Annotated in this window: 21 protein-coding genes and 2 pseudogenes; 10 read left to right on the top strand and 13 right to left on the bottom strand. The window is 67.8% G+C overall.

Annotated elements, in window-relative coordinates:
* Positions 1–96: 96 nt before the first annotated feature.
* From LV780_RS16845 to LV780_RS16825, 5 genes are all read right to left on the bottom strand, one after another.
* Positions 97–882, bottom strand: a complete 786-nt coding sequence (locus LV780_RS16845; protein WP_108222375.1) for an ABC transporter ATP-binding protein — start codon at positions 880–882, stop codon at positions 97–99.
* Positions 879–1,679 (bottom strand): ABC transporter permease, encoded by an 801-nt coding sequence (locus tag LV780_RS16840; protein ID WP_181318556.1) that lies wholly within the window; start codon positions 1,677–1,679, stop codon positions 879–881. The genes LV780_RS16845 and LV780_RS16840 overlap by 4 nt, the downstream gene beginning before the upstream one ends.
* A complete protein-coding gene (locus LV780_RS16835) occupies positions 1,669–2,523 on the bottom strand; it encodes an ABC transporter permease (RefSeq protein ID WP_108222380.1) in 855 nt (284 codons plus the stop codon). Before LV780_RS16835 ends, LV780_RS16840 begins: the two co-directional genes overlap by 11 nt.
* Positions 2,524–2,588: 65 nt before the next feature.
* Positions 2,589–3,698, bottom strand: coding sequence for an ABC transporter substrate-binding protein (locus LV780_RS16830; protein WP_117345102.1), 1,110 nt, complete (start codon positions 3,696–3,698; stop codon positions 2,589–2,591).
* A gap of 19 nt (positions 3,699–3,717) precedes the next feature.
* Positions 3,718–4,677, bottom strand: a complete 960-nt coding sequence (locus tag LV780_RS16825; RefSeq protein ID WP_108222372.1) for a TauD/TfdA dioxygenase family protein — start codon at positions 4,675–4,677, stop codon at positions 3,718–3,720.
* Positions 4,678–5,304: 627 nt separating this feature from the next.
* On the opposite strand from LV780_RS16825, the gene LV780_RS16820 reads away from it, so the two are divergent.
* Positions 5,305–6,042, top strand: a complete 738-nt coding sequence (locus tag LV780_RS16820) for a glutathione S-transferase family protein (RefSeq protein WP_108222371.1) — start codon at positions 5,305–5,307, stop codon at positions 6,040–6,042.
* A gap of 46 nt (positions 6,043–6,088) precedes the next feature.
* Here LV780_RS16820 and LV780_RS16815 read toward each other — a convergent pair.
* From LV780_RS16815 to LV780_RS16795, 5 genes and pseudogenes are all read right to left on the bottom strand, one after another.
* Positions 6,089–7,705, bottom strand: a pseudogene (locus LV780_RS16815) (family 2A encapsulin nanocompartment cargo protein cysteine desulfurase).
* A 181-nt stretch (positions 7,706–7,886) separates the two neighbouring features.
* A pseudogene (locus LV780_RS16810) lies at positions 7,887–8,689 on the bottom strand (family 2A encapsulin nanocompartment shell protein).
* Positions 8,656–8,811: a hypothetical protein gene (locus LV780_RS22005; RefSeq protein WP_205025755.1), complete on the bottom strand. Its 156-nt coding sequence runs from the start codon at positions 8,809–8,811 to the stop codon at positions 8,656–8,658. The pseudogene LV780_RS16810 and the gene LV780_RS22005 overlap by 34 nt, the downstream one beginning before the upstream one ends.
* A gap of 55 nt (positions 8,812–8,866) precedes the next feature.
* Entirely contained in the window at positions 8,867–9,811 is a 945-nt protein-coding gene (gene epsC / locus LV780_RS16800) for a serine O-acetyltransferase EpsC (RefSeq protein ID WP_181318555.1), read from the bottom strand.
* 18 nt (positions 9,812–9,829) lie between these two features.
* Positions 9,830–10,225 carry a rhodanese-like domain-containing protein gene (locus tag LV780_RS16795; protein WP_205025754.1) on the bottom strand — a complete coding sequence of 132 codons (396 nt, stop codon included), beginning with the start codon at positions 10,223–10,225 and terminating at the stop codon, positions 9,830–9,832.
* 454 nt (positions 10,226–10,679) lie between these two features.
* On the opposite strand from LV780_RS16795, the gene LV780_RS16790 reads away from it, so the two are divergent.
* The 3 genes from LV780_RS16790 (at position 10,680) to xsc (ending at position 14,557) form a co-directional block, all read left to right on the top strand.
* Positions 10,680–11,264: an RBBP9/YdeN family alpha/beta hydrolase gene (locus LV780_RS16790; protein ID WP_108222370.1), complete on the top strand. Its 585-nt coding sequence runs from the start codon at positions 10,680–10,682 to the stop codon at positions 11,262–11,264.
* The gene (locus LV780_RS16785) at positions 11,261–12,670 is read left to right on the top strand and encodes an FAD/NAD(P)-binding protein (RefSeq protein WP_181318554.1); all 1,410 of its coding nucleotides are present in this window, start codon (positions 11,261–11,263) and stop codon (positions 12,668–12,670) included. The genes LV780_RS16790 and LV780_RS16785 overlap by 4 nt, the downstream gene beginning before the upstream one ends.
* Positions 12,671–12,793: 123 nt before the next feature.
* Positions 12,794–14,557, top strand: a complete 1,764-nt coding sequence (xsc, locus tag LV780_RS16780; protein WP_108222368.1) for a sulfoacetaldehyde acetyltransferase — start codon at positions 12,794–12,796, stop codon at positions 14,555–14,557.
* A 129-nt stretch (positions 14,558–14,686) separates the two neighbouring features.
* On the opposite strand, the gene LV780_RS16775 is transcribed toward xsc, so the two are convergent.
* Genes LV780_RS16775 through LV780_RS16765 form a run of 3 tightly spaced genes read right to left on the bottom strand, consistent with a single transcriptional unit; the run spans position 14,687 to position 17,818 of the window.
* Positions 14,687–15,925 (bottom strand): ABC transporter permease subunit, encoded by a 1,239-nt coding sequence (locus LV780_RS16775; protein WP_117345103.1) that lies wholly within the window; start codon positions 15,923–15,925, stop codon positions 14,687–14,689.
* Positions 15,922–16,779 (bottom strand): taurine ABC transporter ATP-binding protein, encoded by an 858-nt coding sequence (locus LV780_RS16770; protein WP_108222366.1) that lies wholly within the window; start codon positions 16,777–16,779, stop codon positions 15,922–15,924. Before LV780_RS16770 ends, LV780_RS16775 begins: the two co-directional genes overlap by 4 nt.
* 43 nt (positions 16,780–16,822) lie before the next feature.
* Positions 16,823–17,818 carry a taurine ABC transporter substrate-binding protein gene (locus LV780_RS16765; protein ID WP_108222365.1) on the bottom strand — a complete coding sequence of 332 codons (996 nt, stop codon included), beginning with the start codon at positions 17,816–17,818 and terminating at the stop codon, positions 16,823–16,825.
* A gap of 587 nt (positions 17,819–18,405) precedes the next feature.
* On the opposite strand from LV780_RS16765, the gene LV780_RS16760 reads away from it, so the two are divergent.
* From LV780_RS16760 to LV780_RS16735, 6 genes are all read left to right on the top strand, one after another.
* Complete coding sequence (locus tag LV780_RS16760; protein WP_233864183.1) at positions 18,406–19,350, top strand: aliphatic sulfonate ABC transporter substrate-binding protein; 945 nt, start codon at positions 18,406–18,408, stop codon at positions 19,348–19,350.
* Positions 19,351–19,360: 10 nt separating this feature from the next.
* Positions 19,361–20,158: an ABC transporter permease subunit gene (locus tag LV780_RS16755; protein WP_108222363.1), complete on the top strand. Its 798-nt coding sequence runs from the start codon at positions 19,361–19,363 to the stop codon at positions 20,156–20,158.
* On the top strand, positions 20,158–20,919 hold the full coding sequence (locus tag LV780_RS16750; protein ID WP_108222362.1) for an ABC transporter ATP-binding protein: 762 nt from the start codon (positions 20,158–20,160) through the stop codon (positions 20,917–20,919). Before LV780_RS16755 ends, LV780_RS16750 begins: the two co-directional genes overlap by 1 nt.
* A gap of 181 nt (positions 20,920–21,100) precedes the next feature.
* Entirely contained in the window at positions 21,101–23,872 is a 2,772-nt protein-coding gene (locus LV780_RS16745; RefSeq protein WP_108222361.1) for a molybdopterin-dependent oxidoreductase, read from the top strand.
* A complete protein-coding gene (locus tag LV780_RS16740; RefSeq protein ID WP_108222360.1) occupies positions 23,869–24,582 on the top strand; it encodes a 4Fe-4S dicluster domain-containing protein in 714 nt (237 codons plus the stop codon). Before LV780_RS16745 ends, LV780_RS16740 begins: the two co-directional genes overlap by 4 nt.
* The gene (locus tag LV780_RS16735; protein ID WP_108222359.1) at positions 24,582–25,469 is read left to right on the top strand and encodes a dimethyl sulfoxide reductase anchor subunit family protein; all 888 of its coding nucleotides are present in this window, start codon (positions 24,582–24,584) and stop codon (positions 25,467–25,469) included. The genes LV780_RS16740 and LV780_RS16735 overlap by 1 nt, the downstream gene beginning before the upstream one ends.
* Positions 25,470–25,524 lie beyond the last annotated feature (55 nt).

Raw genomic sequence — 25,524 nt, 5'->3', positions numbered from 1 at the left:
GCAGATCCGTCGCAGCCGAAACCCGGTGCGGGCGGCGCGCCGCGACTTGGTCGGAGCCAGCGGCGATGCGCCAAGGTCTATCTGCAAGACTTGCGGTCAGGCGGGCACGGCCGCGGGCAGTCCTACGCCCAGGAGGCCCAGGATCCGGTCGCGAAGCTGGACAAACGCCGGGCTGGATCGGTCGGCCCGAGCGGCGGGCGGAACCGGAAGGATGGTGGCGATCCGACCCGGGTGGGGCTCCATGACCACAACACGATTGCCGAGATGGACAGCCTCGTCCACGTCGTGGGTGACCAGAAGTGCGGTCGCGCCCTCATGGGCGACAATCCGTTTCAGCTCGTCCTGCATCCGGAGGCGGGTCAGCGCATCCAACGCGCCCAGCGGCTCGTCGAGCAGCAGGAAGCGGGGCCGCCCGACCAGCGCCCGCGCGATGGCCACCCGCTGCGCCATCCCGCCCGATAGCTGGCGGGGGTAGGCGCGCGCGAAGGAGCCGAGCCCCACAAGCTCCAGATGCTCGCGCACCTCGCGGGCGCGGGCCTCGGGGCCGAGGGGGCTGTTCAGCAGCGCCGCCGCCACGTTCGCTTCGGCCGTCAGCCACGGCAACAGGCGGTGGTCCTGAAAGACGATGGCGCGGTCGTCGCTGGGGCCGGTCACCGGCTTGCCGGCTACGCGGATCTCGCCGCGATAGTCGAGGTCGAGCCCGAGGATCAGCCGCAGAAGCGTGGACTTCCCGCATCCCGAGGCGCCGACGATGGTCACGCACTCGCCGGGAGAGACGACGAGGTTGATCTCTGAAAGCACGGTCAGCGTGCCCTCACGCAGGGCAAACCGCTTGCTGAGCCCGTGGATCTCCAGTGCGGGGGTGTCATGGGTCTGGGTCATGGTCGGTTCCATTTCAGAAGTCGGGCTTCGATGCGCTCGGCGATGCCGTTGTAGACAAGGCCCACGAGGCCGAAGATCACGATGACAAGAAACAGCAGGTCCATCTCGAACAGCTGGCTCCCCTCGACCAGCCGTCCGCCAAGGCCGGGCGTGATGTTGAGGAACAGCTCGGCCCCCACGGTGGCCAGCCAGGCGTAGATCAGGGCCGCGTGCAGCCCGGTGAAGATCTGCGGCAGCGCCGCGGGCAGCGCGACATGCCGCAGATACTGAAGCCTCGAAAAGCGCAGGGCTGCCGCAAGTTCCTGCAGGCCGGCGGGAACCCCTGCGATGCCTCGCCAGGTGTTGATGACGGTTGGCTGAAAGGCCGCCATCGCAACGAACGCGATCTTGCCCTGGTCGCCGCCGCCGAACCACATGGCAATCAGCGGCACCCAGGCGAACAGCGCGGTCTGGCGATGCGCCACGACCGTGGGCCCGACAATCCGCGCCAGCAGCCGCGAGGTTCCAAGCAGCGCCCCGAGCGTCACCCCCACCCCCGCGCCGATGGCAAACCCGCCCAGATTGCGTTTCAGCGTCTCGGCCAGATCGAGAAGGAGCGAGCCGGATTGCACTTCGGTCACGAGGCGCCACAGCAGGTCGATCGGCGAGGGCAGGAACCGCGGATCGACCCATTCGAGCTCGTGGGCTGCCGTCCAGATCACGAGGATGATCCCGAAGGACACGAACGGCCGGTGATCCCGGCCCCGCAGCCCGGCCAGCCATCCCGGCCGAGCGGGAGGAGAGGTGTCAGCGGTCACGACCACTCTCCGTCCGCCACGGCTGCACGCGCGCTTCGATGATCTTGAGGACCCCGTCCAGCAGGAAGCCGATCGCCGCGATCACCAGCATTGCCACCAGCACCAGATCCAGCTGGAACAACTGGCGCCCCCAGGTCATCAGATAGCCCAGCCCCTCGAACGAGGCGAACAGCTCGACGATCACCAGCGTCTGCCACGCATTGGCCAGACCCTCGCGCAGGCCGGTGAACACCTGCGGCAGCGCCCCCGGCAGCACGATCAGCCGCAGGCGCTGATGCGGGCGCAGTCCCATCGCGGCCCCAAGCTCGCGATAGCCGGCAGGCACGTCCGCAAATCCGCGTGCCGTGCCGAGGATGATCGGGATCGCCGCCGACCACGCGATCACCACCACCTTCAGCGTCTCGTCGATGCCGAGGAACAGTGTCAGCAGCGGCATCCAGGCCAGCACATTGACCCGCGTCACCGCCTGCACCGGCGGCCAGCCATAGGCGCGCACCGCAGGCAATAGCCCCACCGCCGCGCCGAAAGCCAGTCCGATGGCCGCGCCAAGGGCAAATCCTGTTGCAACGCGGTGAAGGCTTGCCTGCGTGTGGGCGCCAAGGCTGCCATCGGCAAGAAGGAGGGCGAAGCTCTCCCACACGACGCGCGGCGCCGGCAGGATCTGGGGCGGCAGCCACCCCGACGAGGCGCCGAAGGACCAGAGCGCCAGTAGCGCCGCCGGAAAGGACAGGCCGAGCAGGAGGGGCGGAGCGGTGCGCAGACCGGCGGAAGCGATCCTCGCCGCCGCGCGCGACAGGCGCAGCGCAAGGGGATCGACGGTCGGATGTGTCTGGATCAGGGTCATTCTGAAGCCTCGTCGCCAGTTGAGGGTGCCGGCCCAGGCTGGCGGGCCGGCGCCGAATGTCAGGCTTATCCGCCGGTGGAGGTGGTGGGCGCGGCCGAAGCGTCGTTGGTGCCGACCTCAATCGTCTCGCCATTCGCGCCGCGCTTCGACCAGAAATGTTCAAGTCGAAGCTCTTTCAGCGCCACGTCCAGATAGGTTCGGTCGAACCATCCTTCGATGTCCACGTCGTTGCGCAGAAGCCCATAGGCCTTGGCGGCCGCGACCTGCTCGGTGTACCGGGCCACCACATAATCGTCGATCAGCGGGTTCAGGATCTGCGACAGGCGCACACCGTCGAAGTTTGCCTCGAAGGTCGATTTCGGAAAGCCCGACAGCGTCCAGGCGTCGAAGGCCTCGTCGCGGTTCTCGTCCTTCGTGATGAGCGCCGCGGCCTCGATCAGCGTCGTCACCACGCGCTGGGTCAGGCCGGGGTTCGCCTCGGCGAAGGCGTCGGTCACGAGAAACGACGAGTTTCGCCCCAGCGTCGGATCGTCGTCCTTGGTGGTATAGGCGATCTTCACCACGCCCTTCTCGGCCAGCGCCAGATATTCCTGCCCGCCAAAGACGGCATCGACATTGCCAGAGGTCAGCGCGGCCACCGCCGAATTTGCATCCAGATTGACAAAACGCACGTCGCGTTCGCTCAGCCCGTGACGCTCGAGGATGCGGTCGGTGGCGTTCTGCAGGTTCGTGCCCTTGAACAGTGCGACCTTGCGGCCTTTCACATCCTCGACCGTTTCGATGTCGCTTCCCTCGGGCACGGCAAGATAGATCGGGTCGTTCCGGCCGGTGGCGAAGATGAAGCGGTGCTTCAGCCCGTTCGCCCGGCCCACGATGGCCGGCAGGTCCCCCAGCAGGAAGAAGTCAAGCTGCCCGGCGGCGGTCGCCTCGTTCAGCGCCGGCCCGGCGCCGCGGAAGAAGGTCCATGTCACCTCGATCCCGTCGCTTGCGAACTCCTTTTCAAGGATTTCGCGGGCGCGGGCATAGGGGATCACCGTGCTGTGGCCATAGGGGCGGCTGTCGGCGCCCACACCGGGAAATCCGATGCGGATCACCTTGGCATCGTCTTCGGCCAGCGCACCGCCAGCCGAGAGAAGCGCCGCCGCAAGGGCGGCCAGAAGTCCGGGAAGTTTCATCTCTGGTCCTCGCCTGTTGCTATTCCGCGGCAATCGCCGCGTCGGGTTTCTCGAAGCGGCTGAGCGCCACGCTCCGCTTGCCGTCGACCGACACGGGCACGTCGCCCGCGATGGTCACGCGCCGCACCACCCGGTGCTGGTCGCCGTAATCGTTCACCGCGTAATGCTGGGTCGCGGTATTGTCCCAAAGCGCCAGGTCGCCGGCCTGCCAGCGCCATCGCACGGTGTTTTCCTGCGCCTGGATGTGGTCCTGAAACAGCGCGAACAGCTTCTGGAAGTCGGCCCGCGCGATCCCCTTGAACCGCTGAACGAAATTGCCCAGCAGGAGCGTCCGCTCCCCCGTGGGCAGCACGCGCACCACCGGATGTTCGGTCTCGTAGACGGTCGAGGTGAACTGGCGCGCGAACTGCTTCTGTTCCTCGGCCGTCGCGTGCGGGCGCACCGCGGCATAGTCGTAAGCGTTCGAATGGACTGCCCAGAGCCGGTCGGCCAGCGCCTTCAGCGGCTCGGGCAGCGTCTCATAGGCCGCCACCGTATTCGAGAACACCGTATCCCCGCCCGAGGCAGGGGCCACGAGGTTGCGCAGGATGGTGATGCGCGGATAGGCCTCGACGAAGGTGATGTCGGTGTGCCACTGGTCGGCCCGCGCGCCACCGGCCTCGCCCGCCTTCGGCTCTCGGTCCCGCCGGGTGTCGAGGTCGAGGACCGAGGCTGTCCCGCTCAGCGCACCCTGGGTCGGATGGGCGAAGGGCTCTCCGAACCGGGCGCCGAACCGTTCCTGTTCCGCGTCATCGAGATGGGACTGGTCGCGGAAGAACAGCACCTTGTGGAGGCGCAGCAACTGCTCCAGCCGCGCGATGGTGCTGTCGGGAAGATCGCCCGAGAGGCGGATGTTCGAGACGATGGCCCCCACGCGGCCTGCGACGGGGGTCACGTCGCTGTCGGGGATGTCGGGCGCATCCTGAGAGATCGCAGTCATTCCGGTTGCCTTTCGTCTGGTGTCCGGGCGTTGGCCGACCCTGCGGGGTCCGGGCCATTGCCATCGTGGTGGCGATCCGGTGTCGTGACCGGACCGGTCGTGGATCCGCGGCCGTTCTTCCTGGGCGCCGGATGCGGCCGCAGGTCGCCGCGGATCCGGGGTCAGGATAGGTCGAAATCACGACTGACTTTGTAGAATTTATGAGGCTAAAATCCGACCGGATTGGAAGGCCCCCGTTGCCGGGGGGCTGATACGGAGAAAGCGATGCCGCTCGGTGATCCCCTCGGGCCGCCCTTTCGGGTTCAATCCGCCGCGATTCGGTCCGCCGCGGGGAGCTTTCGAGGAGAGTCGTGCGACGCGGCCCTGCAGTCAGGGCGACTGCACGTCGGGGCGCGTAGAACGGATGCATCGCCCGTGGCAGGGACGAAGCAGAACCTGACGTCGCTGCGCCGCATTATAGAGAGCCGTTCTCTTGCTCCGTCACGGCACTTCGCTAACTTGATAGCAGAAGTCGTGATTTAGGCCGATGGACGACGGCGAGCCTTCTTCCCCTCTCTCCGGCGGCAGAAGGCGGGGCGGCCGCGGTCCATCTCTCGCCCCCGGTGGGGCATTGTCAGGAGATGGCGTATGGATGCGACGGAGTACAGGATGGCAGCCGAGGCCGGCTGCCCCGTAGCGCAGCGCGCGGCGCTGGCACTTGCCTGTCGGTCGAAGGATCTTCACTGGAGCACCGCGGACGGCCTGGCTCCGGGCACCAGCTGCCTGAGCGTTCACCGGGCCGGGCGTCCTGTTGTGACGCTCTACGACAGCCTCGCCATGATCGAGCTGATCGAGGATCTTCATCCCGACCAGCCGCTGCATCCTGCCGATCCGGAAGAGCGGGCGTCGCACCGTGCCTTGATGGCGCTCGCGCTCAGAGGGCAGCAGCGGCTGGCGCTGGTGACGCGGGCGGCCGAATCCGGCGACTACGACATCGCGATGCACTTTCTGTCGAAGGTGTTGCACCGGATCGAGGCGGCGCTGCCTGCGACCGACCACGCGAGCCGGCCCAGCAATCTCGACATCGTGCTTGCGCCGCTGCTCTGGCGGATCCTCGTGCTGGACCGCGCATTCGGCAGTTATATCGGCATCAGCCTGTTGCGGTGCAAGGCGCGCGCGCGCTGGCTGCTTGGCCAACCTGAGATCGGGCGCCATCTGAACGACGCGGCGGCAGAGGCCTATATCGCCAGCGTGGCGCGGCGGGGCGCGGTGATCGCGGCCCGGCACGGGCTGCCGTACTGGATGCGTGCATTGGGACCTGAAGGTGGCGAGAAGCGGTTGGCGAAGCCCCGGCCGGTCAAGTGGACGGTGCAGCGGCCAGTCTGACTGCCTGCCAGACGCGCGGCCCGCCGCATCGGACGGGCCGCCGCCGTCAGGCCCGCGCGAGCCGCCTGACGACCGAGATGAAGCGATCCACCTCCTCACAGGTATTGTAGAAGGTCAGCGATGGCCGCACCGTCGCCTCCAGCCCGAAGCGGCGCAGGATCGGCTGAGCGCAATGATGCCCGACCTGACGGCATTGCCTTCGGCGTTCAGCGCGCGGCCGACGTCTTCCGGCTTCATTCCTTCCAGCACAAAGGACAGCACCGACGCCTTGTCGCGCGCGGTTCCGATCAGCCGCACGCCCTTGATCGGCGCAAGCCGGTGGGTGGCGTAGGCCAGCAGGTCGTGTTCGTGACGCGCGATGGTCTCGATCCCGATCCGGGCGACATAGTCCAGCGCGGCACCAAGGCCCACTGCGTCCGCAATGTTGCCGGTGCCGGCCTCGAATCGGTGCAGTCGCGGCTGGAACACTGTCCGCTCGAAGGTGACGGCGGCGATCATGTTGCCTCCGCCCTGCCAGGGAGGCATGTCGTCGAGCAGCGCCTTTCCCATAGACGGCGCCGATGCCCGTGGGGCCGAACACCTTGTGGCCGGAGAAGACGAAGAAATCCGCGCCCATCGCCTGCAGGTCCACCCGCATGTGGCTGACCGATTGCGCGCCGTCCACCAGCGCCACCGCACCGGCGCGATGGGCAAGCTCCACGATCTCCGCCACAGGAACCACGGTGCCAAGCACGTTTGACACCTGCGTCACGGCCACGATCTTCGTCCGGGGCGAGATCAGCCGCCGGGCTTCCTCGAGGATCACCTGACCGCTGTCATCGACCGGGATCACCTTCAGCCGCGCACCCTTTTCCTGCGCCAGTTGCTGCCAGGGCACGATGTTGGCGTGGTGTTCAAGCTGCGAGACCAGGATCTCGCCGCCGTCGCCGATGTTCTTCGCCCCCCAGGTTCTGGCGATCAGGTTGATCCCTTCCGTCGCGCCACGGACGAAGATGATCTCGTCCGCGGACGAGGCGCCGAGGAAGGCCCGCACCGTCTCGCGCGCCTTTTCATAGGCGTCGGTCGCGCGTGCGGCCAAGTCATGTGCCGCGCGGTGAATGTTCGAGTTCTCGTGCCGGTAGAAATGGTCCAGCCGATCCAGCACGGCCAGCGGCTTTTGCGTGGTGGCGGCGTTGTCGAACCAGACCAGCGGCCGGCCGTTCACGCGCTCTTGCAGGATCGGAAAGTCGCGCCGCACCGCATGAACGTCGAAGGCCGGATGATCCGAGGCGGGCACTTGCGGAACCGCGGGCCGTGCCGGAACGAAGTAGAACTCGGGTTCGGTCGGTGCGGGTGCCGTGGGCAGGGCAGGGGGCCCAGGGCTGCCTGCCAGCAGCGCACGCAGATCGTCCTCGCCCGGAAGGCCGTGGCTGCGTGCGCTGACCCGATCCTCGCGCGGCGGGCGTTCTGCGGGGATCGGCGGCCGCGCCGCCTGCGGCACAGCCAGCGAATGGCCCCCGAAGCGGCCATTCACGGCAGGCGGCACGATGGCCGCATGATCCGGCAGCCCGTTCGCCGCCGCCGCATGGGGCAGCAGCGCGGGGGCCGAGGCGATGCCGGCCAGCGCCTGTTCCGGCGTGGAGGGCACGACATTCGCGCCGGGGGCAAGCGTCCCCGGCAACATGGGTCCGTTCGCCAGCGGCCCGGGCGAAAGGCCCGGGGGCAGGGGGGCGTTGGGCACCGGATGGGCAAACGGCCCGCCGGCCGAAAGCGGTGCCGTGGTTCCCGGAAGGGCAGCGAAGAACTGGTTGGCCAATGCCGTCAGAGGCGCCACGTCCGGCAAGCCCGCCGCTGCGGGCGCGAGGTCACTTGTAGCTGTCGGGATAGTCATGGAACTTGCCGATCTCCACATCCTCGAGCACCGCCAGCGCATCGGGCGACTGCACCAAGAGCGAGCAGTAGAGGCTGATCAGGTAAGAGGCGATGGCCGAGCGGTTGATGCCCATGAAGCGCACCGAGAGCCCCAGGCTTTGCTCACCCGCCAGCCCCGGCTGGTAAAGCCCCACCACGCCCTGCCGCTTGTCGCCCACCCGCAGAAGCAGGATCTTCGTCCGGCCGTCCACCACCGGAACCTTGTCCGAGGGGATGATCGGCAGGCCCCGCCAGGTCAGGAACTGCGCGCCGAACAGGCTGACGGTGGCCGGCGGTACGCCGCGCGTGTGCATTCCCGCCCGAAGGCCGCAATCGCGTCGGGATGGGTCAGAAAGAAGGCGGGCTCTTTCCAGACCTTCGCGATCAGGAGATCCAGATCATCCGGCGTCGGCGCGCCGGTCAGCGGGAAAAGCACCTGCCCCTTGGCCACATTCGCCAGAAGCCCGTAGTCGGGGTTGTTGATCAGCTGGCTTTCCTGCGTTTCCTTGATCGTCTCGATGGCAAGGCGCAACTGTTCCTTCACCTGATCGAAGGGGCTGGAATAGAGGTCGCTGACGCGGGTGTGGACATCCAGCACCGTCGAGACGCCGTTCAGGAAATACTCGCGCGGGGTCTCGTCATAGTTGACTAAGGTCTGCGGTAGCTCCGCCTCGTCACGCTCGGTGCAGGCCACCAGAACGTCCTCGGGGTTCTTCTCCCGGTTCAGGCGGTAGTGCCGGCCTCGACGGGGAGCCATTGCAGCAGATGGACCAGCCAGCGCGGGCTGATGGTGGACAGGATCGGCGCGGTCTTGGTCGCATTGGCAAGCTGGCGCGCGGCACTGTCGCTGAACGCGACCTGAGGCAGAAGGTCTGCCATTGTCTGTTACTCCGGGAACTGGTTGAAAGTGTTGGTATCGGGCTCGGGAGAGGGATCAGGCGGTTTGCCTCTCCGGCGGCCGGTCCGTGGAATGCGGGTGGGCCTGCGAGACGATGGCGTGGGGCGGCACGTTCTCGGTCACCCAGACGCTGCCGCCAAGGATGGCGCCGCGCCCGATGGTGACGCGGTCGAGAACCGTGGCGCCGGAATAGATGATGACGTCGTCCTCCACGATCGGATGGCGGGGCATGCCCTTGATGGCGCGCCCCTCGGCGTCGGTCGGAAAGCTCTTTGCGCCAAGCGTCACGCCCTGGAACAGCTGCACCCGATGGCCGATGACGGCCGTGGCGCCGATCACCACGCCGGTGCCGTGGTCGATAAAGAAATGGTCGCCGATGGTGGCGCCGGGGTGGATGTCGATCCCGGTCGCGCCATGGGCAAGCTCTGCCACCAGTCGTGCGATCAGCGGCACCCCAAGCGCATGGAGCCTATGGGCAATGCGGTGGTGGATCAGCGCCTGTACACCCAGATAGCACAGTAGCACCTCGTCGACGCTGCGGGCGGCCGGGTCGGCCCGGTAGGCGGCGGTCACGTCGGTATCCAGCACGCGCCGGATCTCCGGCAGGCTTGCGGTGAAGGCTGACACAACGGCTTCGGCATGTCCCGGAGCAGTCGGCGCGCCCTCGTGCCGGGCGTCCCAGGCAAGCTCAAGCCGGACCTGTTGCAGAAGCTCGGGCAGGACCGAGGCAAGCGTCTGCCCGATGTAGCGGTTCTCGTCCTCCTGGCGGAGGTCGGAGGGGCCAAGGCGCATCGGAAACAGCACGCCGCGCAGTCCGCCAACGATCCGCTCCACGCTGTCGCGCGAGGGCAGTTCGCGCAGTCCGGGCTCTTGCGAGCGGTGATGTGCCTCGCGCCAGATGCGTCGCGTCTCGGCAAGTTCGGCAAGGACCGCTTCAAGATCGGGAAGCGGGGCGGCAGGTGAAGCACTTGCAACAGTCATCTCGATCGGAGCTTTCCTTCAGGCGTCAGTCCTGCTCGCAGGGCAGGCCGCGAAAGCGCCAGCCGTCGAAGCGGCCACGCTGTCCGTTGTCGTCGCTTCGGCGGCACTGGCGGACCGTTTGCCGCTGCGGCACAGCACGACAAGCGTGGTGTCCTTGGCTGCGATGGCGCCGACCTGCCGCACGAAATGCGGATTGCGCGTAATGGCGGTGCCGGTGGCCCAGGCGACATGTTTCGATCCCGGCACGCGGCTCACGAAGCTGCGCTCCTCGGCCGTCCGAACGTCGATCAGCATGGCGTTGCCGGATGTCACCAAGTCCCACGCCGACTGCGGGGACAGGTCTCCCGTGTAGCCCTCGGCGGTCACGAGCACGGGGCTTTGGTCGGGTGCAGCAGGCAACTGCGCATCGGTCATGATCGCATTCCTCATGTCGGGGAAGACACACGGAAAAGCGTCCCCGGCTTCAGGATCATAGTCCGGCAGAACTCTTTGCGAAGATGGGACTTTTGCAGAGAGGTGTATCAGTAACGAATTTGAAAGGCTTCTTTCGTCATAGGGTCGTACTTGGGTGCAAACGTCCTGCCGCGGCCTCCTTCGGTAGAAGGTCATGCTTCCCTTAGATCTGATTTGTCGGCGACTCTCCATGGTTCGCCAGCCGGATCGGGGCGCCGACCGAAAGATGCTACCACGCCGTCGGCTCGAATCGGCGGGTCACGGCAGTGTTTGGCTCCGGATACGAGGAACCGGCGAGTTGCACGTGCCGTCCCTGCCCGCGGGAGATGGATCTTCTCCACCACACCGACTCTTTGGAAACAAAAACACGATTAAGTCAGTAGAGTATACGGGTGCATAAACACGGAGACAGTCGATGTCCAAGGTCCTGCTCATTCCCGGTCTCGATGGTTCCCCTGAGCCGCATTGGCAGCACTGGTGGGCGTCCACGGATCCCGATGCGCTGATGGTCGACCTGAGCGACCTTGGAAACCCGGTTCCCGCCGTCTGGGAGATCGAGGTCGCCGGCGCCATCCTTCAGCATCCAGGTTCCATCCTCGTCGGCCACAGCCTCGGCGCGCTGCTGATTGCGCGTCTGCTGGCTCATTGGCCCCATCTCGACGTTGCGGGTGCGCTTCTGGTCGCACCTGCCGATTCGAGTCGCAGTCCGCGGACGAAGCGGTTCGGGGCGCCCTCAGAAACACCGTTGGGTGTGCCGGCTATAGTGGCAGCGAGCCGAAATGACCCGTGGATGTCGTTCGGGCGGGCATCCCGGCTGGCGCAGGCTTGGGGGGCCGATCTTGTCGATCTCGGCTTTGCTGGCCATGTCAACGCCGATGCCGGTTTCGGACCTTGGCCCCAGGGCCGTAAGCTGCGTGAGGCCCTTGAAGCGCGCGCGGTCCCTGCGGTCGATCCCTGGCTGGCGCCGTTCCTTGAGCGTGCGGCGGGAGCGCACCCATGACTGCGCAGGAGTGGCACGGGCAGACCCCACGTGCTCCGGGCCACGTGCTGATCGTGGGTGGCGGGGCCAGTGGCGTGCTGATGGCCGTGCATCTGCTGGCGCAGTCAGGGCAGGCGTTCCGCGTCACCCTGGTTGAGCGGCGGCGCAGGTTGGGCCGCGGGATCGCCTACTCGACCACGGCGCAAGATCACCTGCTGAACACCCGCGTCCACAACATGAGCGCGTTTACCAGCGATCCCGATCATTTTCGCGACTGGCTGGCGCGTCGGCCGGCAGGTGCCGGGGCGAGCGGCGACAGTTTCGTCAGCCGATCAATATACGGCGCCTATCTTTCCAGTCTGCTGTCATCCTGGCGCAGGATCGGGTTCCACCGCCGCATAACCTGCGTCACTGCCGAATGCCAGCGTCTGGAGCCGATCAGTCGCGGAATTGCGGCTCATTTCTCTGACGGCTCGGTGCGGCTTGCCGATGTAGCGATCCTTGCGACCGGCCATGTCGAGCGCGACGCGCATCCGTTGGCGAGCCCGTGGGAGCCGGTTGCCGTGGGCCTGGACCAGCGGGTGGTGTTGGTGGGGACGGGCCTCACGATGGTCGATCAGGTGGTCTCGCTGCTGCGGGCCGGCCACAAGGGCGAGATCGTGGCGCTGTCCCGGCGGGGTCTTCTGCCGCACGGGCACCGGCCGACGCGGCCCTTGTCGCTCGGCCTGCAGGATCTGCCACTTGGAGCGCCGCCGTCGGCGATCCTGCGCTGGCTGCGCCGACTTGCGCGCGAGGCCGAGGCACAGGGCGGGACCTGGCGCGACGCGGTGGATGGAGTGCGACCTTACGTGCGCTGCTTCTGGCGGCGCATGACGCTGGGCGATCGCAGCAGGTTCCTGCGCCACGGCCTTGCGTGGTGGGACATCCACCGCCACCGCATCCCGCCGGACTCGGCCGACCAGCTTGCCGCGGCGCTTCGGTCCGGCCAGTTGCGCCTACACCGCGCCGAGTTCGCCCACGCCGAGCCGGGACCCGAGGGGGTGCGGCTTCATCTGAGACCGCGCGGAGGTGCCGACGGGCCGCGGACCCTCGACTGCGCGGTTGCGGTCGATTGCCGGGGTATCCGCAGCGATCCTGAGGCCCATGCCTCGCCGCTGGTGGCGGATCTTCTTCGCGCGGGCGTGGCACGAGTCGATCCGCTGCGGATCGGACTTGAGGTGACGCTGGACTGCCGGGTGGTGGATGCGCGCGGACGCGCCTCGGACCGGATCTTCGCCGTCGGCCCCGCCTCTCGCGCGGGCTTCTGGGAGATCACGGCGATCCCGGACATTCGCGAGCAGGTGGCCCGTCTGGCGGCCCTGCTGGCCGGCGAGGCCGCGGACGCGTTCGACGAGGGCCGCCGCCAGACCCGGCCGGTGCAGTCCTGACCGGCGACGATCCCGACCTTGTTTCCGCGGCGGGGAAGATCCTTCCCCGCCACTTTCTCGTATGTCCGCGGCCCGGAGGCTGACCGCGGCGACCGACACTTTCCTTGATCGGACTTGCTCAGCATGAAAATGACGACGGAAGAGGCCTTCGTGAAGGTCCTGCAGCGGCACGGCATTTCGCAGGCTTTCGGCATCATCGGCTCGGCCATGATGCCGATCTCGGATCTGTTCCCGAAGGCGGGGATCACCTTCTGGGACTGCGCCCATGAAGGCAATGCCGGGATCATGGCCGATGGCTTCACCCGCGCCACTGGGCGCATGGCGATGCTCGTGGCGCAGAACGGCCCCGGCATCACCAACTTCGTGACGGCGGTCAAGACCGCCTACTGGAACCACACGCCGCTTCTGCTGGTGACGCCGCAGGCCGCAAACCGCACCATCGGGCAGGGCGGCTTTCAGGAGGTCGAACAGATGGCCGCCTTCCGCGACATGGTGGCCTGGCAGGAGGAAGTCCGCGACCCCGCCCGCATTGCCGAGGTGCTGAACCGGGTGATCCAGAAGGCGCGTCGCGCCTCGGCGCCCGCGCAGATCAATGTGCCGCGCGACTTCTGGACCCGGCAGATCGACATCGACCTGCCCGAGCCGCTGGACATCGAGCCTTCTCCGGGTGGGGCGGCCAGCATCGCCCGCGCGGCCGATCTGCTGACCCATGCGCGATTTCCGGTGATCCTGAACGGTGCGGGCGTGGTGCTGTCGGGCGCGATCCCGGCCACGGTGCGGCTGGCCGAGCGGCTCGGCGCGCCGGTCGCCTGCGGCTATCAGCACAATGACGCCTTCCCGCAGGCGCATCCGCTGGCCCTCGGGCCCCTGGGTTACAACGGCTCGAAAGCCGCGATGGAGGTGATTGCCCGGGCCGATGTGGTGCTGGCGTTGGGGACGCGGCTCAACCCGTTCTCGACGCTGCCGGCCTATGGGATCGACTACTGGCCAAGGGCTGCGGCGGTGATCCAGGTGGACCTGAATCCGGACCGGATCGGGTTGACGAAGCCCGTCGCGCTGGGGATCGCGGGGGATGCGGGACAGGTGGCCGAGGCGATCCTTGCCGCGCTCGGGCCCATGGCGGGCGACGAGGGGCGGGCGGATCGGCAGGCGCTGGTGGCGCAGCGCCGCTCGGCCTGGGCGCAGGAACTGGCTGGCCTTGATCACGAAGAGGATGATCCGGGCACCGACTGGAACGCCCGCGCCCGGGCGCGCGAGCCTGCAAAGATCAGCCCCCGCATGGCCTGGCGCGCGATCACGGCGGCGCTGCCGCGCGAGGCGATCATCTCGACCGACATCGGCAACAACTGCGCCATCGGCAACGCGTATCCCGGCTTCGACGAGGGCCGGCGCTACCTTGCACCTGGGCTCTATGGCCCCTGCGGCTATGGGCTGCCCGCGATCATCGGCGCGCGGATCGGCCGGCCGGACCTGCCGGCCGTAGGCTTTGCCGGCGACGGGGCCTTCGGGATCTCGATGAACGAGATGGTCTCGCTGGGGCGGGCGGGCTGGCCCGGGATCACCATGGTGATCTTCCGCAACTATCAGTGGGGCGCCGAGAAGCGGAACACGACGCTCTGGTATGCAGACAATTTCGTCGGCACCGAGCTGAACGACAAGGTGAGCTATGCCGGCATTGCCCGCGCCTGCGGGCTCGAGGGCGTGCAGGTCCGGACGATGGAGGAACTGACCGAAACCCTCCGCCATGCCATCGCCGTGCAGAAGGACGGCGGCACGACGTTCCTCGAGGTGATGCTGAACCAGGAACTCGGCGAGCCCTTCCGCCGCGATGCGATGACGAAGCCGGTGGTGGTGGCCGGGATCGAAAGGTCGGAGCTGCGGACGTGATCCGGGGTGCCGCCGGTCGGAATCGTCCGGCGACACCGCCTGTCCGACCGCAGGCTCTCCTATGTTCGCGCGGGAACGGAAGTGCGGCGAAGACGGGCAGCGCGCCTTGCGGAGGCACGCTGCCGTCGGTCAGGCCCGGCCCTTCCAGGGCACCAGCCGGCTTTCGGCCAGCCGCATCAGGATGTCGATCCCGTAGCCGATCAGGCCGATCAGGATCACCCCCATCAGCACCACGTCGGTCTGCTGGAACTTCGACGCCGCGATGATCATCATTCCGGCGCCCTTTTCGGCGGCCACCAGTTCGGCCGCCACCACCGTGCCCCAGCAGACCCCCATCGCCACGCGCGCCCCGGTGAACAGGTCGGGCAGCGAATGCGGCACGATCACATGCCACAGCAGTTGCGGCTTCGACGCGCCCAGCGAATAGGCCGCATGAACCTTGGCCAGCCGCACGCTCGTCACCCCCGACCGTGCCGCGATCGCCATGATCCAGAGCGATGCGAGAAACAGCAGTATCACCTTGCCGACCTCTCCGATCCCGAACCAGATGATGACCAGCGGGATCAGTGCCAGCGGTGGGACCGGGCGCATGAATTCGACGATCGGATCGAACCAGCCCCGCGCCCAGGGCGACAGGGCCATGGCGTAGCCCAGCGGAATTCCCACGAGCGCACCGGCCAGAAAGCCCGACAGCACCCGGAACAGCGAGGCGCCGAGATGGCTTGCGAGGCCCGTGTTCTGGAAGCCCTCGCGCGCGATCTGGCCCAGTCGCGCCGCCACCGCCTCGGGCGCGGGAAGCCAGATCGGCTCCATCTGCCAGCCCTTGGCAGGCTCGAACTTCAACGAGCCGCGGGGCGAGAGAGTTACCTTGCCATCGGCCACGGCGACGGTCGCGCCGGGTCGGATCGGCTGGCCGTCGATGGCCGTGACCGCATAGCCCGGTGCGGTGGCGGCCGGATCGTTGTCGGTGGCGCGGATCAATGCCGAGCGGCCGGCAGGAACCGACACCGCATCGTCCTCGGCCGGGGTGCCGCGTGTCGGGGCCGGCGGCGATCCGAGTGGTTCGGTCGCGGGATGGACGCGGACATGCACCACAGCTTCTACCGGCGCCTCGCTCGGCGCCGCTGCGCTGTAGCGGAACGAGGTTTCGCCGGTGAAGGCGGCCGGCACATGGATGGGCACAAGCACGGAGCCGGTAAAGGCCCCCCAGAGCAGGAAAAGCGCCACCACGGACGCCAGCGAAGCCGCGCGGTCGGCGCGAAGCGCGCCGGTATCGCCGAAGGCAGGTCGCAGAACCGGGCGGCGCACCAGCCTGACCAGCAGAAGCGCGGTGACAAAAGCCGCAAGATAAAGCGCCAGAAGGATCATGCCGCCTTGCCCGTCCCGGACTTGCCCGCCCTTGTTCCGTCTCCCTGGGGTTCGGCTTCCGTGTCCGATCCCATGATCGCCTCTTCCATGTCCCAGATCAGCGACAGGATCTCGTCGCGCTGGCGCTGGAACGCTTGTGTCTGCTTGACGGCGCGGATGCCCTCGGTCTGCGCGGCGCGGGCGAAGGGCAGGCGATAATCCTGAAGTATCCGCCCGGGCCGCGGCGCCATGATGAACAGGCGCTCGCCCAGCAGCATCGCCTCTTCGACCGAGTGAGTGATGAGGACCACCGTCCGGGCCGCCTCGTGCCAGAGCTTCAGAACCAGCTCCTGCATCTTTTCGCGCGTCAGCGCGTCGAGTGCGCCCAGAGGCTCGTCCATCAGGATCAGGGCCGGGTCATTCGCAAGGCAGCGCGCCAGCGCCACCCGTTGCTGCATGCCGCCCGACAGCGAATGAACCGCGCGGTCGGAGACATCCGACAGGCCGACGAGGCCAAGCAGACGGCGGGCGAGGGCGTCCCGCTCGGCCCTCGGCATGCCCTTCATGCGCGGCCCGAAGGTGACGTTCGCCTTTACGCTCATCCATTCGAACAGCGCGCCCTGCTGGAAGACGACCCCGCGCTCGGCGCCGGGGCCGCTGATCGGGTGACCGTTCAGCAGCGCCTCGCCCGAGGTGGGGCGAAGGAAGCCTGCAAGCACGTTGAGAAGGGTGGTCTTGCCGCAACCCGAGGGGCCGAGGATCGCGACCATCTCGCCCGCGGCAATGGTGAAGGACACGTCCTGCAGGGCCGCAAGTCGCGTTTGGCCCGTGGCGGGAAAGGAGACGGACAGGTTCCGGACCGTGAGTGTGGTCATGGAAATTCTCCGGGTGCAGGGGCCGACAGGCCCCCGCTGCCCGTTAGCCCTTGGCCGCGGCGGCAAGGAATTCGGGTTTCACGACAGCATCATAGCTGGGCAGCGCCTGAGGGATGTTGCCGGTCGAGACGAAGAAATCGGCCACCTCCTTCAGATAGGTCTGAACGCCGCCACCCAGCCAGTCCGGCCCCAGCTTTTCGTCGATCGGCAGCAGGGTGAAGGTGGCAAGGTTGTCCTTCGCCGCCTGTTCGTCCAGACCGCTGTCCTTCGCGATCACTGGCAGAAGGCTCTCGGGGTCGGCCTTCCACGCGTCGTTCGCGTCGTTGATGACCTTCAAGAACCTGGATGTCAGCTCGGGCTGTTCGTTGGCAAAGACCGCGGTGGTCGAGACGACATCGAAGATCTTGATCCCGATGGCTTCCTTTTCAGCGCCCGTCAGCAGCACGTTGCCATGTTCCTTCATGCGCCTGAGCGGGCCGCCCCAGCCGCAGACCGCGTCGAAATTGCCGGCCGCGAAGGCCGCCGCCGCGTCTGCCGGCGCGATGTCCACCACCTGCACCTTCGAGACGTCGATGCCCAGATGCTCGGCCACCTTCAGGAAACCGAAATGCGGTGCGGTGCCGATCGGCAGGCCGACCTTCTTGCCTTCCAGGTCCTTCGCGTTGTCGCGGGTGATTTCCAGATCCGTTCGCACCACGCAGTTGTCGTTCTCGGCGTAGCCCACGGCCGCGTCGATCACGATCAGATCCTGACCGGCCGAAACCGCGGTCACGAACGGCGGCACGCCCTGGCTGATGGCGTATTGCACATCGCCAGATGCGAAGGCCGCCGACATGGCGGTGCCGGTGTCGAAGGCGCGCCAGTTGATCTTGACGCCCAGTTCCTTCTCGAAGGTGCCAAGGCTCTTGGCGGCCTCGAAGGGCAGCGGCCACTCGAGGAAGTAGGCAACGGTGATCTCGCTGGGCGCTTCGGCCTGGGCCTGGGCCGCAAAAAGGCCAAGGGCAGATACTGCGCCCGCGAGGACGCTTCGGATCTTCATGTCAGTCTCCAAACTAGGGTCGTGCCGGCTTGAGGCGCGAGCTTCCGCCCCGATCAGGGAGTGCGGCGCCAGGATCAAACCCGATTCAGTCAGTCGTGATGCAGCATGCGGAGGAAGCGGTTCCGGGGCCATTCCAAAGTCGACACGCTGCAGAGCGGATCGCTCTCTTGCTCGCGGCTTTCGTGGAATGTTTTTCCTGCCGGCGTCCGACGCGTGACTGCGACCGAATCCTGGCTGACCCATTCGGGAGGCTGGCGTGCGGCCCTTTGCCGGGAAACCGGCCGTCTGGTCCCTGATGGGCGAAAACGAATGATGCGATCTTTGCCGCTGCGGGAGGCCGTTCTTGCGTGACCGGGGGCGACGGAAGATCGATCTTCCACGACAGATGCGCCACCTTGCACCAGCGGCCCCGGAAGTCGCTGCCAAATCAATTACATGACCAGAATGCCGCTGGATGGCGGCAGCCCCGGACGCGTGCCTGCCCCCTCTGCCCCGCCTTGTTGACATACACGACCATAGTTGTCGATTTTAATGGGGGGCAGTCGGGCGACTGCGGAACGACAGTCAAGGAGACACCGGATATGACCATGACCAGACGCACCTTCGCCACCGGGGCGACGCTTTTGCTGTCGGCGCTGGCCTTGCCGGTCGGGGCGCAACAGATCACGACGCTGAAGGTGGGATACCAGAAGGCGGGCCTTCCGGTGATCGCCAGACGGCAGGGAACGTTCGAGGCGGCGCTGAAACCGCTGGGAGTTTCGGTCGAATGGGTCGAGTTCACGGCCGGGCCGCCGCTGGTCGAGGCGCTCAATGTGGGCGCGATCCACCTTGGCTGGACGGGCGATGCCCCGCCGATCTTCGGCCAGTCGGCCGGGGCGGCGATCAGCTATGTCGCGGCGCTGCCGTCGAACGGCGAAGGCGAGGCGATCATCGCCAAGAAGGACAGCGGCATCGCCTCGATTGCGGATCTCAAGGGCCGGAAGGTGGGTGTGGGTAAGGGCACCTCGGCGCACAATCTTCTGGTGGCGGCGCTCGAGGCGAACGGGCTGCAATTCGCGGATGTGGAGCCGGTCTATCTCGGCCCGGCGGATGCGGCGGCGGCCTTCGCCACCGACAAGATCGACGCCTGGTCGATCTGGGATCCCTTCCTCGCCATCGCCGAGACGCGCTATCGGCCGACCGTTCTGGTCCGCTCGCCCGATGTCCTTCAGGTCAACACCTACTTTCTGGCCAACACCGGCTTTGCAGCCGACCATGCGCCGGTGATCGCCTCGGTGCTTCAGGCGCTGGCCGAGGCCGCCGACTGGGCCGACGGGCATCGCGACGAGGTGGCACAGGCCCTGGCCGAGGTGACGGGCGTTCCGATCGAGGCGCAGACCCTGGCCGCGAACCGCGCGAAGTTCGGCGTGTTCCCGGTCACCGACACCATCATCGGCCACCAGCAAGAGACGGCGGACCGCTTCCTGAGCCTCGGCCTGATCCCGAAGGCGATCCGCGTGGCGGATGCCGTCTGGACCCCGCCCACGAACTGAGGCCCGGCAGATGACCACAATCCCGCCCCGGCTTCACAGGCTCGCCCGCGCCGGGGCGGGCTGGCTTCTTCCCGCCGCGATCATCGCACTTTGGGAACTTCTGGCCAGAGGCGGCGCTATCCCCGCGCATGTCCTTCCGGCGCCCTCGGCGGTTCTGGCGGCGCTGGTGCAGCTTGCCCACTCGGGCGATCTGTTCCGACATATCGGCATCAGCGCGTGGCGGGCTCTGGCGGGCTTTGCCATTGGCGGCAGCATCGGCTTTGCGCTGGGGCTGGCGAACGGGCTCAATGCGCTCAGCCGCGACCTGACCGACACGACATTGCAGATGATCCGCAACATCCCGCATCTTGCGCTGATCCCGCTGGTCATCCTGTGGTTCGGCATCGATGAAGAGGCCAAGCTGTTCCTTGTGGCGCTTGGCGTGTTCTTCCCGATCTATGTCAACACCCTGCTTGGCATCCAGAGCGTCGACCCCCAGCTGGTCGAGATGGGGCGCATCCACGGCATGGGGCGCGCGGCGCTGTTCTGGCGGGTGATCCTGCCCGGCGCGCTGCCCGCGATCTTCGTCGGCCTGCGCTATGCGCTGGGGATCATGTGGCTGACGCTGATCGTGGCCGAGACCATCGCCGCCAATTCCGGCCTTGGTTACATGGCGATGCAGGCGCGCGAGTTCCTGCTGATCGACGTCGTGGTGCTGTCGATCCTGATCTACGCCCTGCTGGGCAAGCTTGCCGACAGCGCGGCGCGGCTGCTCGAACGGCGGACGCTGGCGTGGCACCCGTCCTACAGCGCGCAAGGAGACCGATGATGAAGCTTGAGACCTTCCCCGCGGTCGCGGCCGGAGCTTCCGCTGCCTTCTCGCTGCGTGGGGTCACGCGCAGGCTGGGCGGCAAGACCGTGCTCGACCGGCTGGATCTGGACGTGCCGGCGGGCCAGTTTCTTGCCATCGTCGGCAAGAGCGGCTGCGGCAAGAGCACGCTTCTGCGTTTGCTGACCGGCCTTGATGCCCCCGACGAAGGCCGGATCGACCGCGGATCTGCGCGCGGCCCGTCGGATATCCGCATCATGTTTCAAGAGGCGCGGCTTCTGCCCTGGGCGCGGGTGGTCGAAAATGTGGCCGTCGGCCTGACCGGCCTTGCCCGTGGCGCCGCGGCGCACCAGCGCGCGGTGGCGCTTCTGGACGAGGTGGGGCTTTCCGGCCGCGGCGGCGACTGGCCCTCGGCGCTGTCGGGCGGTCAGCGGCAGCGGGTGGCGCTGGCGCGTGCCTTGATCGGCAAGCCGAAGATCCTTGCCCTGGACGAGCCGCTGGGCGCGCTGGACGCGCTGACCCGGATCGAGATGCAGCGCCTGCTGCACCGGATCTGGCATCGGCAGGGGTTCACGGCGGTTCTGGTGACGCATGACGTCTCAGAGGCGGTGATGCTGGCCGACCGGATCGTGATGCTGGATCAGGGCCGGATCGCGATGGACATCGACGTGACCCTGCCGCGCCCGCGCCACCACGGCGCCCCCGAGGCTGCAAGGCTGGAGGAAGCGATCCTCAGCCGCTTCTTCGAAGAGGATCGCTGACCCGCTATCCGCGCAGGCAGCGCGACCTGCCGCTGTCTGCGGATCCCGGTCGTGGCCGGGCGCCCCGCCAATGCCGCTGGCGGCGATGCTGCGGGGAATGGTTTTCTCCCGAACTTCGTTCTTTGGAATGCCATTTCCGGGGCAGCGTGCTAGATATTACACGATTAAGAAGTCGTGTATCATGTTGCCAATTCCCGAGACAGCGACGGCGGATCAATCGGACGGCATCCGCAAGACCACCTGCTACATGTGCGCCTGCCGCTGCGGGATCGACGTTCACCTTCACTCAGGGAAGGTGCGCTATATCGAGGGCAACCGCGACCACCCGGTGAACCGCGGCCGGATATGCGCCAAGGGCGCGTCCGGCATCATGCAGGTCACCAGCCCGGCGCGACTGTCGTCCCCCCTGCGCCGGATCGGCCCGCGCGGCTCTGGCGCGTTCGAGGCGATCTCGTGGGACGAGGCGCTGGCGACGGCGGTCGATTGGCTGGCCCCGATCCGGGCCAGCGCGCCGGAGCGACTTGCCTTCTTCACCGGCCGTGACCAGTCGCAAAGCTTCACCGGATGGTGGGCGCAGATGTTCGGCACGCCGAATTTTGCCGCGCATGGCGGCTTCTGCTCGGTCAGCGTCGCGGCGGCGGGTATCATGACGCTGGGCGGCTCGTTCTGGGAGTTCGGCCAGCCCGACTGGGACAGGGTGCGGCTTCTGCTGCTGATCGGCGTCGCCGAGGATCATGACAGCAACCCGATCAAGGCGGGGCTGGCGGCGGTCAAGGCGCGCGGGGGGCGGGTGGTCGCGATCAACCCGATCCGGACCGGCTATTCGGCCATGGCCGACGAATGGCTGGGAATTACCCCGGGAAGCGACGGACTTCTGGCGCTGGCGCTGGTGCATGAGCTGCTGACGGCGGGGCGGATCGACCTTGACTATCTTGCCTGCTGGACCGATGCGGCCTGCCTGCTGGCCGAGGGGTCGGGCCCCAACAGCGGCCTTTGCCTGCGCGATGACGCGGGGCGGGCGCTGGTGGTGGACCGCCGCACCGGACGGCTCGCCCCCTTTGACGCCGATGGGGTCGAGCCTGACCCGTTGGCGGAATGGCCCGGCCACCGCACCGTGTTCCGCACGCTCGCCGACCGCTACCTCGACCCGCGCCATTCGGCGGACAGGGTGGCGGCCCGCGTGGGCATCCCGGCCGCACGCATCCGGTCGCTGGCGGCGGAACTGGCGCAGGTGGCCTTTGACGAGGCGATCGCGCTCGATCAGCCCTGGACCGATTTCCGGGGGGGCCACCATGCCCGCATGATCGGCCGCCCGGTCGGATTTCACGCCATGCGGGGGATCGCCGCGCATACGAACGGCTTTCAGACTGCGCGGGCGTTTCATCTGCTTCAGATGCTTCTTGGCTGCATCGAGGTGCCGGGCGGCATGCGCTTCCGGCCGCCTTACCCAAGGCCGATGTCCGCCCATCCCGTGCCGCATTTCCGCGCCCGGCCCGGACAGCCGCTGGAGGGGCCGCATCTGGGCTTTCCCCGTGGCCCGGCGGACCTTGCACTGACCGAAGACGGCCGCCCCGCGAGGATCGATGAGGCCTTCAGCTGGGATGCCCCCTTCGCCGCGCATGGCCTGATGCAGCGGGTGATCGCCAACGCCCATGCCGGCCGACCCTATCGGATCGACACGCTGTTTCTGTACATGGCGAACATGGCGTGGAACTCGTCCATGAACCCGGCCGAGGTCGCGCGGATGCTGACCGATACCGATCCCGACGGCAGCTACCGCATTCCCCATGTCATCCTGTCGGATGCCTATGCGTCGGAAACCGTGGCCTATGCCGATCTGGTCCTGCCCGACACCACCTATCTGGAGCGTCATGACGCGATCTCTCTGCTGGATCGGTCGGCCAGTCGCGCCGACCGGGCGGTGGATGCTATCCGCTGGCCGGTGGTTGCGCCCGACCGGGACGTGCGGCCGTTCCAGTCGGTGCTGATCGACCTTGGCCACCGCCTTGGCCTGCCGGGGTTTGCCGAAGCGGACGGTTCGGCCACCTATGCCGATTATGCCGACTATCTGGTGCGGCACCAGCGCCGGCCCGGCATCGGGCCTCTGGCCGGCTGGCGCGGCGATGGGACGGCGCAGGGGCGCGGCGCCCCCAACCCCGACCAGCTGGCCCGGTATATCGAGGCAGGCGGGGTGTTCTCCGCCGAAGTCCCGGCCGAAGCCGCCTTCTTCAAGCCCTGGAACCGGGCATGGCAGGATTGGGCGGTGGCGATGGGCTTTCAGGACAGGCCGCAGCCCTATCTGTTCACGATCTGGAGCGAACCCTTGCGACGCTTCCAGCTTGCCGCGCTGAGACACGGCCCGCACCAGCCGCCGGATGAGTTGCGGCCCCGACTTCTGGCCGCGATGGACCCGCTGCCCGAATGGACGCCGCCGGAAAGCGAGGCGCAGGCGGCCGACTTCCCGCTTCACGCGCTGACGCAAAGGCCGGCGGCGATGTATCACTCATGGGGGTCGATGAACGGCTGGCTGCGGCAGATCCTGGGGCGGAACGTGCTGTTCGTGCCCTCAGGCGAGTGGGAGCGGCTGGGGTTTCAGGACGGCGACTGGGCGCGGCTGACCTCTCCGGCTGGCTCGATCGAGGTTCCCGTCGCGCGGATGGCGGCGCTCAATCCCGGAACGGTCTGGACTTGGAACGCCATCGGCAAGCGCAAGGGGGCATGGGCGCTGGACGATGATGCCCCCGAGGCCCGGGTGGGCTTCCTGCTGAACCATCTGATGCACGACCTTCTGCCAGACGGCCCTGAGGGGGGCGGGCGCCGCGCCAATGCCGATCCGGTGACGGGTCAGGCGGCCTGGTTCGACCTGAGGGTGCGGCTGGAGCGGATCGGCCCGCGATCGCAGGTCCGACCCGCCTTCGCGCCGATCCGGCTGAGCATCCGGGGGCGCCGATGACACACCGCCGGAAACCTGCACTGGTCATCGACCTTGACACCTGCGTGGGCTGTCACGCCTGCACCATCGCCTGCAAGGGCTGGCACGCGCGCGAGCCCGCGACGACTCTGGGAGACCGCGACAGCCATGGCGCAGCACCCGAGGGTGCCTTTCTCACGCGCGTGCATTGTTATGAGATCGAACCCGACACCGGGCCGGCGCAGATTATTCACTTTCCAAGGGTTTGCCAGCATTGCGAGGATCCGCCCTGTGTCCCGGTCTGCCCTACGGGCGCCAGTCGCCTGCGGCCCGACGGGGTGGTGGCGATCGACGATGCACGCTGCCTTGGCTGCGGGCTCTGCGCCTGGGCCTGTCCTTACGGGGCGCGCGAACTTGATCCGGTGGCGGGCGTGATGCGGAAATGCACGCTCTGCCTTGACCTGCCACAGGACCCTTCGCGCCCCGAGGACGACCGCCTGCCGGCCTGCGTGCGGGCCTGCCCGACAGGTGCCCGCCATGCGGGCGATCTTGGCGATCCTGAAAGCGCGCTCAGCCGCCTGGTCGCCGAGCGCGGCGGCTTCGATCTGCTGCCGGAACTGGGCACCCGGCCAGCGGGCAGGTATCTGCCGCCCCGCCCGAAGGATGCCGCGCCCGCGGTGCCGCCGCTGTCGCCGATTGCGCCGGGGCAGGGGGTCCGGGGCTGGCTCGACCGCCTGACAGGAGGGCGCTGATGCGGCCCGCGCCGTCCCTTCTTCTGTTCACCGTCCTGTCGGGGGCCGGCTTCGGAACGCTGGCCCTTGCGGCGCTGGGTGGGGCGACCCCGACCGTCTGGGCCGCGGGCCATGCGCTTGTGCTGGCGGGGCTTGTGGCCTCGACCTTCCATCTTGCGCATCCGCTGCGTGCCCGGTTCGCCTTCAGCCGGCTGCGGACAAGCTGGCTCTCGCGCGAGGCATGGGGCGCTGTCGCCGCCCTCGCGCTTCTGGTGCCGGTGGCGGTAACTGATCTGGCCGGAGGTCTGCGGCCGGCATCCTGGGGGATACCGGGGGCATTTGCCTGCCTTGGCACGGTGATCTCGACCGCGATGATCTACGGCCAGTTGCGGGCCGTTCCGCGCTGGCATCACTGGACCACGCCAGCCCTGTTTCTGGGTTTCGCCGCTGCGGGGGGTGCCGTGATCGCGGTGCCGGGGCCGTCGGCGGCAGCCCTCTGCGTTGCGCTTTCGGCCGGCCTTGCGGCAAGCTTCGTCTTTGGCGACCGGCGTATGGCGAGGCTCTCCCTGACGCTGGAGCATGCAACCGGTCTCGCCCGCTTCAGCCGGGTGCGCAGCTTCGAGCAACCGTCAACCGGCCCGACATGGCTGACGCGCGAAATCGTCGACGGTCGGCCCCGCCTTCGGGCGCTGCGCTGGCTGGCGGTCCTTCTGGCGGGCGTGGTCCCGGCTGCGGTCCTGATCCTTGCGCCCGGGGCCGTGCCGCTGGCCGCGGCCCTGCATCTGGCGGGCGCCGTCGTCGCGCGCTGGCTGTTCTTTGCCGAAGCCCGCCATGTCGCAGGCCTGTATCACGGGGTGCCACTTGCGCCGAAGGACCCATCAGAGCCCGCCACCTCGGCCAAAGACTGATCCTCCGCGACCGAAGAAAGGTCCCCCACCCGGGGACAGTCATCGCACCGGGTGG

The sequence above is a fragment of the Cereibacter azotoformans genome, from assembly GCF_021391315.1.
GTDB lineage: Bacteria > Pseudomonadota > Alphaproteobacteria > Rhodobacterales > Rhodobacteraceae > Cereibacter_A > Cereibacter_A azotoformans.
Note: the sequence above shows the minus strand (reverse complement) of the source record. Positions and strands in the feature narration are given on the sequence as shown.

Coding starts and splice junctions, on each gene's coding strand:
- LV780_RS16775 (WP_117345103.1), bottom strand. CDS start 15,925: ATGATCCTTCTGGCGCTTTATCTTGCGGCTTTTGTCACCGCGCTTCTG.
- LV780_RS16755 (WP_108222363.1), top strand. CDS start 19,361: ATGACCACAATCCCGCCCCGGCTTCACAGGCTCGCCCGCGCCGGGGCG.
- LV780_RS16825 (WP_108222372.1), bottom strand. CDS start 4,677: ATGACTGCGATCTCTCAGGATGCGCCCGACATCCCCGACAGCGACGTG.
- LV780_RS16770 (WP_108222366.1), bottom strand. CDS start 16,779: ATGACCACACTCACGGTCCGGAACCTGTCCGTCTCCTTTCCCGCCACG.
- LV780_RS22005 (WP_205025755.1), bottom strand. CDS start 8,811: ATGGCAGACCTTCTGCCTCAGGTCGCGTTCAGCGACAGTGCCGCGCGC.
- LV780_RS16785 (WP_181318554.1), top strand. CDS start 11,261: ATGACTGCGCAGGAGTGGCACGGGCAGACCCCACGTGCTCCGGGCCAC.
- LV780_RS16745 (WP_108222361.1), top strand. CDS start 21,101: ATGTTGCCAATTCCCGAGACAGCGACGGCGGATCAATCGGACGGCATC.
- xsc (WP_108222368.1), top strand. CDS start 12,794: ATGAAAATGACGACGGAAGAGGCCTTCGTGAAGGTCCTGCAGCGGCAC.
- LV780_RS16835 (WP_108222380.1), bottom strand. CDS start 2,523: ATGACCCTGATCCAGACACATCCGACCGTCGATCCCCTTGCGCTGCGC.
- LV780_RS16750 (WP_108222362.1), top strand. CDS start 20,158: ATGAAGCTTGAGACCTTCCCCGCGGTCGCGGCCGGAGCTTCCGCTGCC.
- LV780_RS16830 (WP_117345102.1), bottom strand. CDS start 3,698: ATGAAACTTCCCGGACTTCTGGCCGCCCTTGCGGCGGCGCTTCTCTCG.
- LV780_RS16845 (WP_108222375.1), bottom strand. CDS start 882: ATGACCCAGACCCATGACACCCCCGCACTGGAGATCCACGGGCTCAGC.
- epsC (WP_181318555.1), bottom strand. CDS start 9,811: ATGACTGTTGCAAGTGCTTCACCTGCCGCCCCGCTTCCCGATCTTGAA.
- LV780_RS16760 (WP_233864183.1), top strand. CDS start 18,406: ATGACCAGACGCACCTTCGCCACCGGGGCGACGCTTTTGCTGTCGGCG.
- LV780_RS16765 (WP_108222365.1), bottom strand. CDS start 17,818: ATGAAGATCCGAAGCGTCCTCGCGGGCGCAGTATCTGCCCTTGGCCTT.
- LV780_RS16740 (WP_108222360.1), top strand. CDS start 23,869: ATGACACACCGCCGGAAACCTGCACTGGTCATCGACCTTGACACCTGC.
- LV780_RS16790 (WP_108222370.1), top strand. CDS start 10,680: ATGTCCAAGGTCCTGCTCATTCCCGGTCTCGATGGTTCCCCTGAGCCG.
- LV780_RS16795 (WP_205025754.1), bottom strand. CDS start 10,225: ATGACCGATGCGCAGTTGCCTGCTGCACCCGACCAAAGCCCCGTGCTC.
- LV780_RS16735 (WP_108222359.1), top strand. CDS start 24,582: ATGCGGCCCGCGCCGTCCCTTCTTCTGTTCACCGTCCTGTCGGGGGCC.
- LV780_RS16820 (WP_108222371.1), top strand. CDS start 5,305: ATGGATGCGACGGAGTACAGGATGGCAGCCGAGGCCGGCTGCCCCGTA.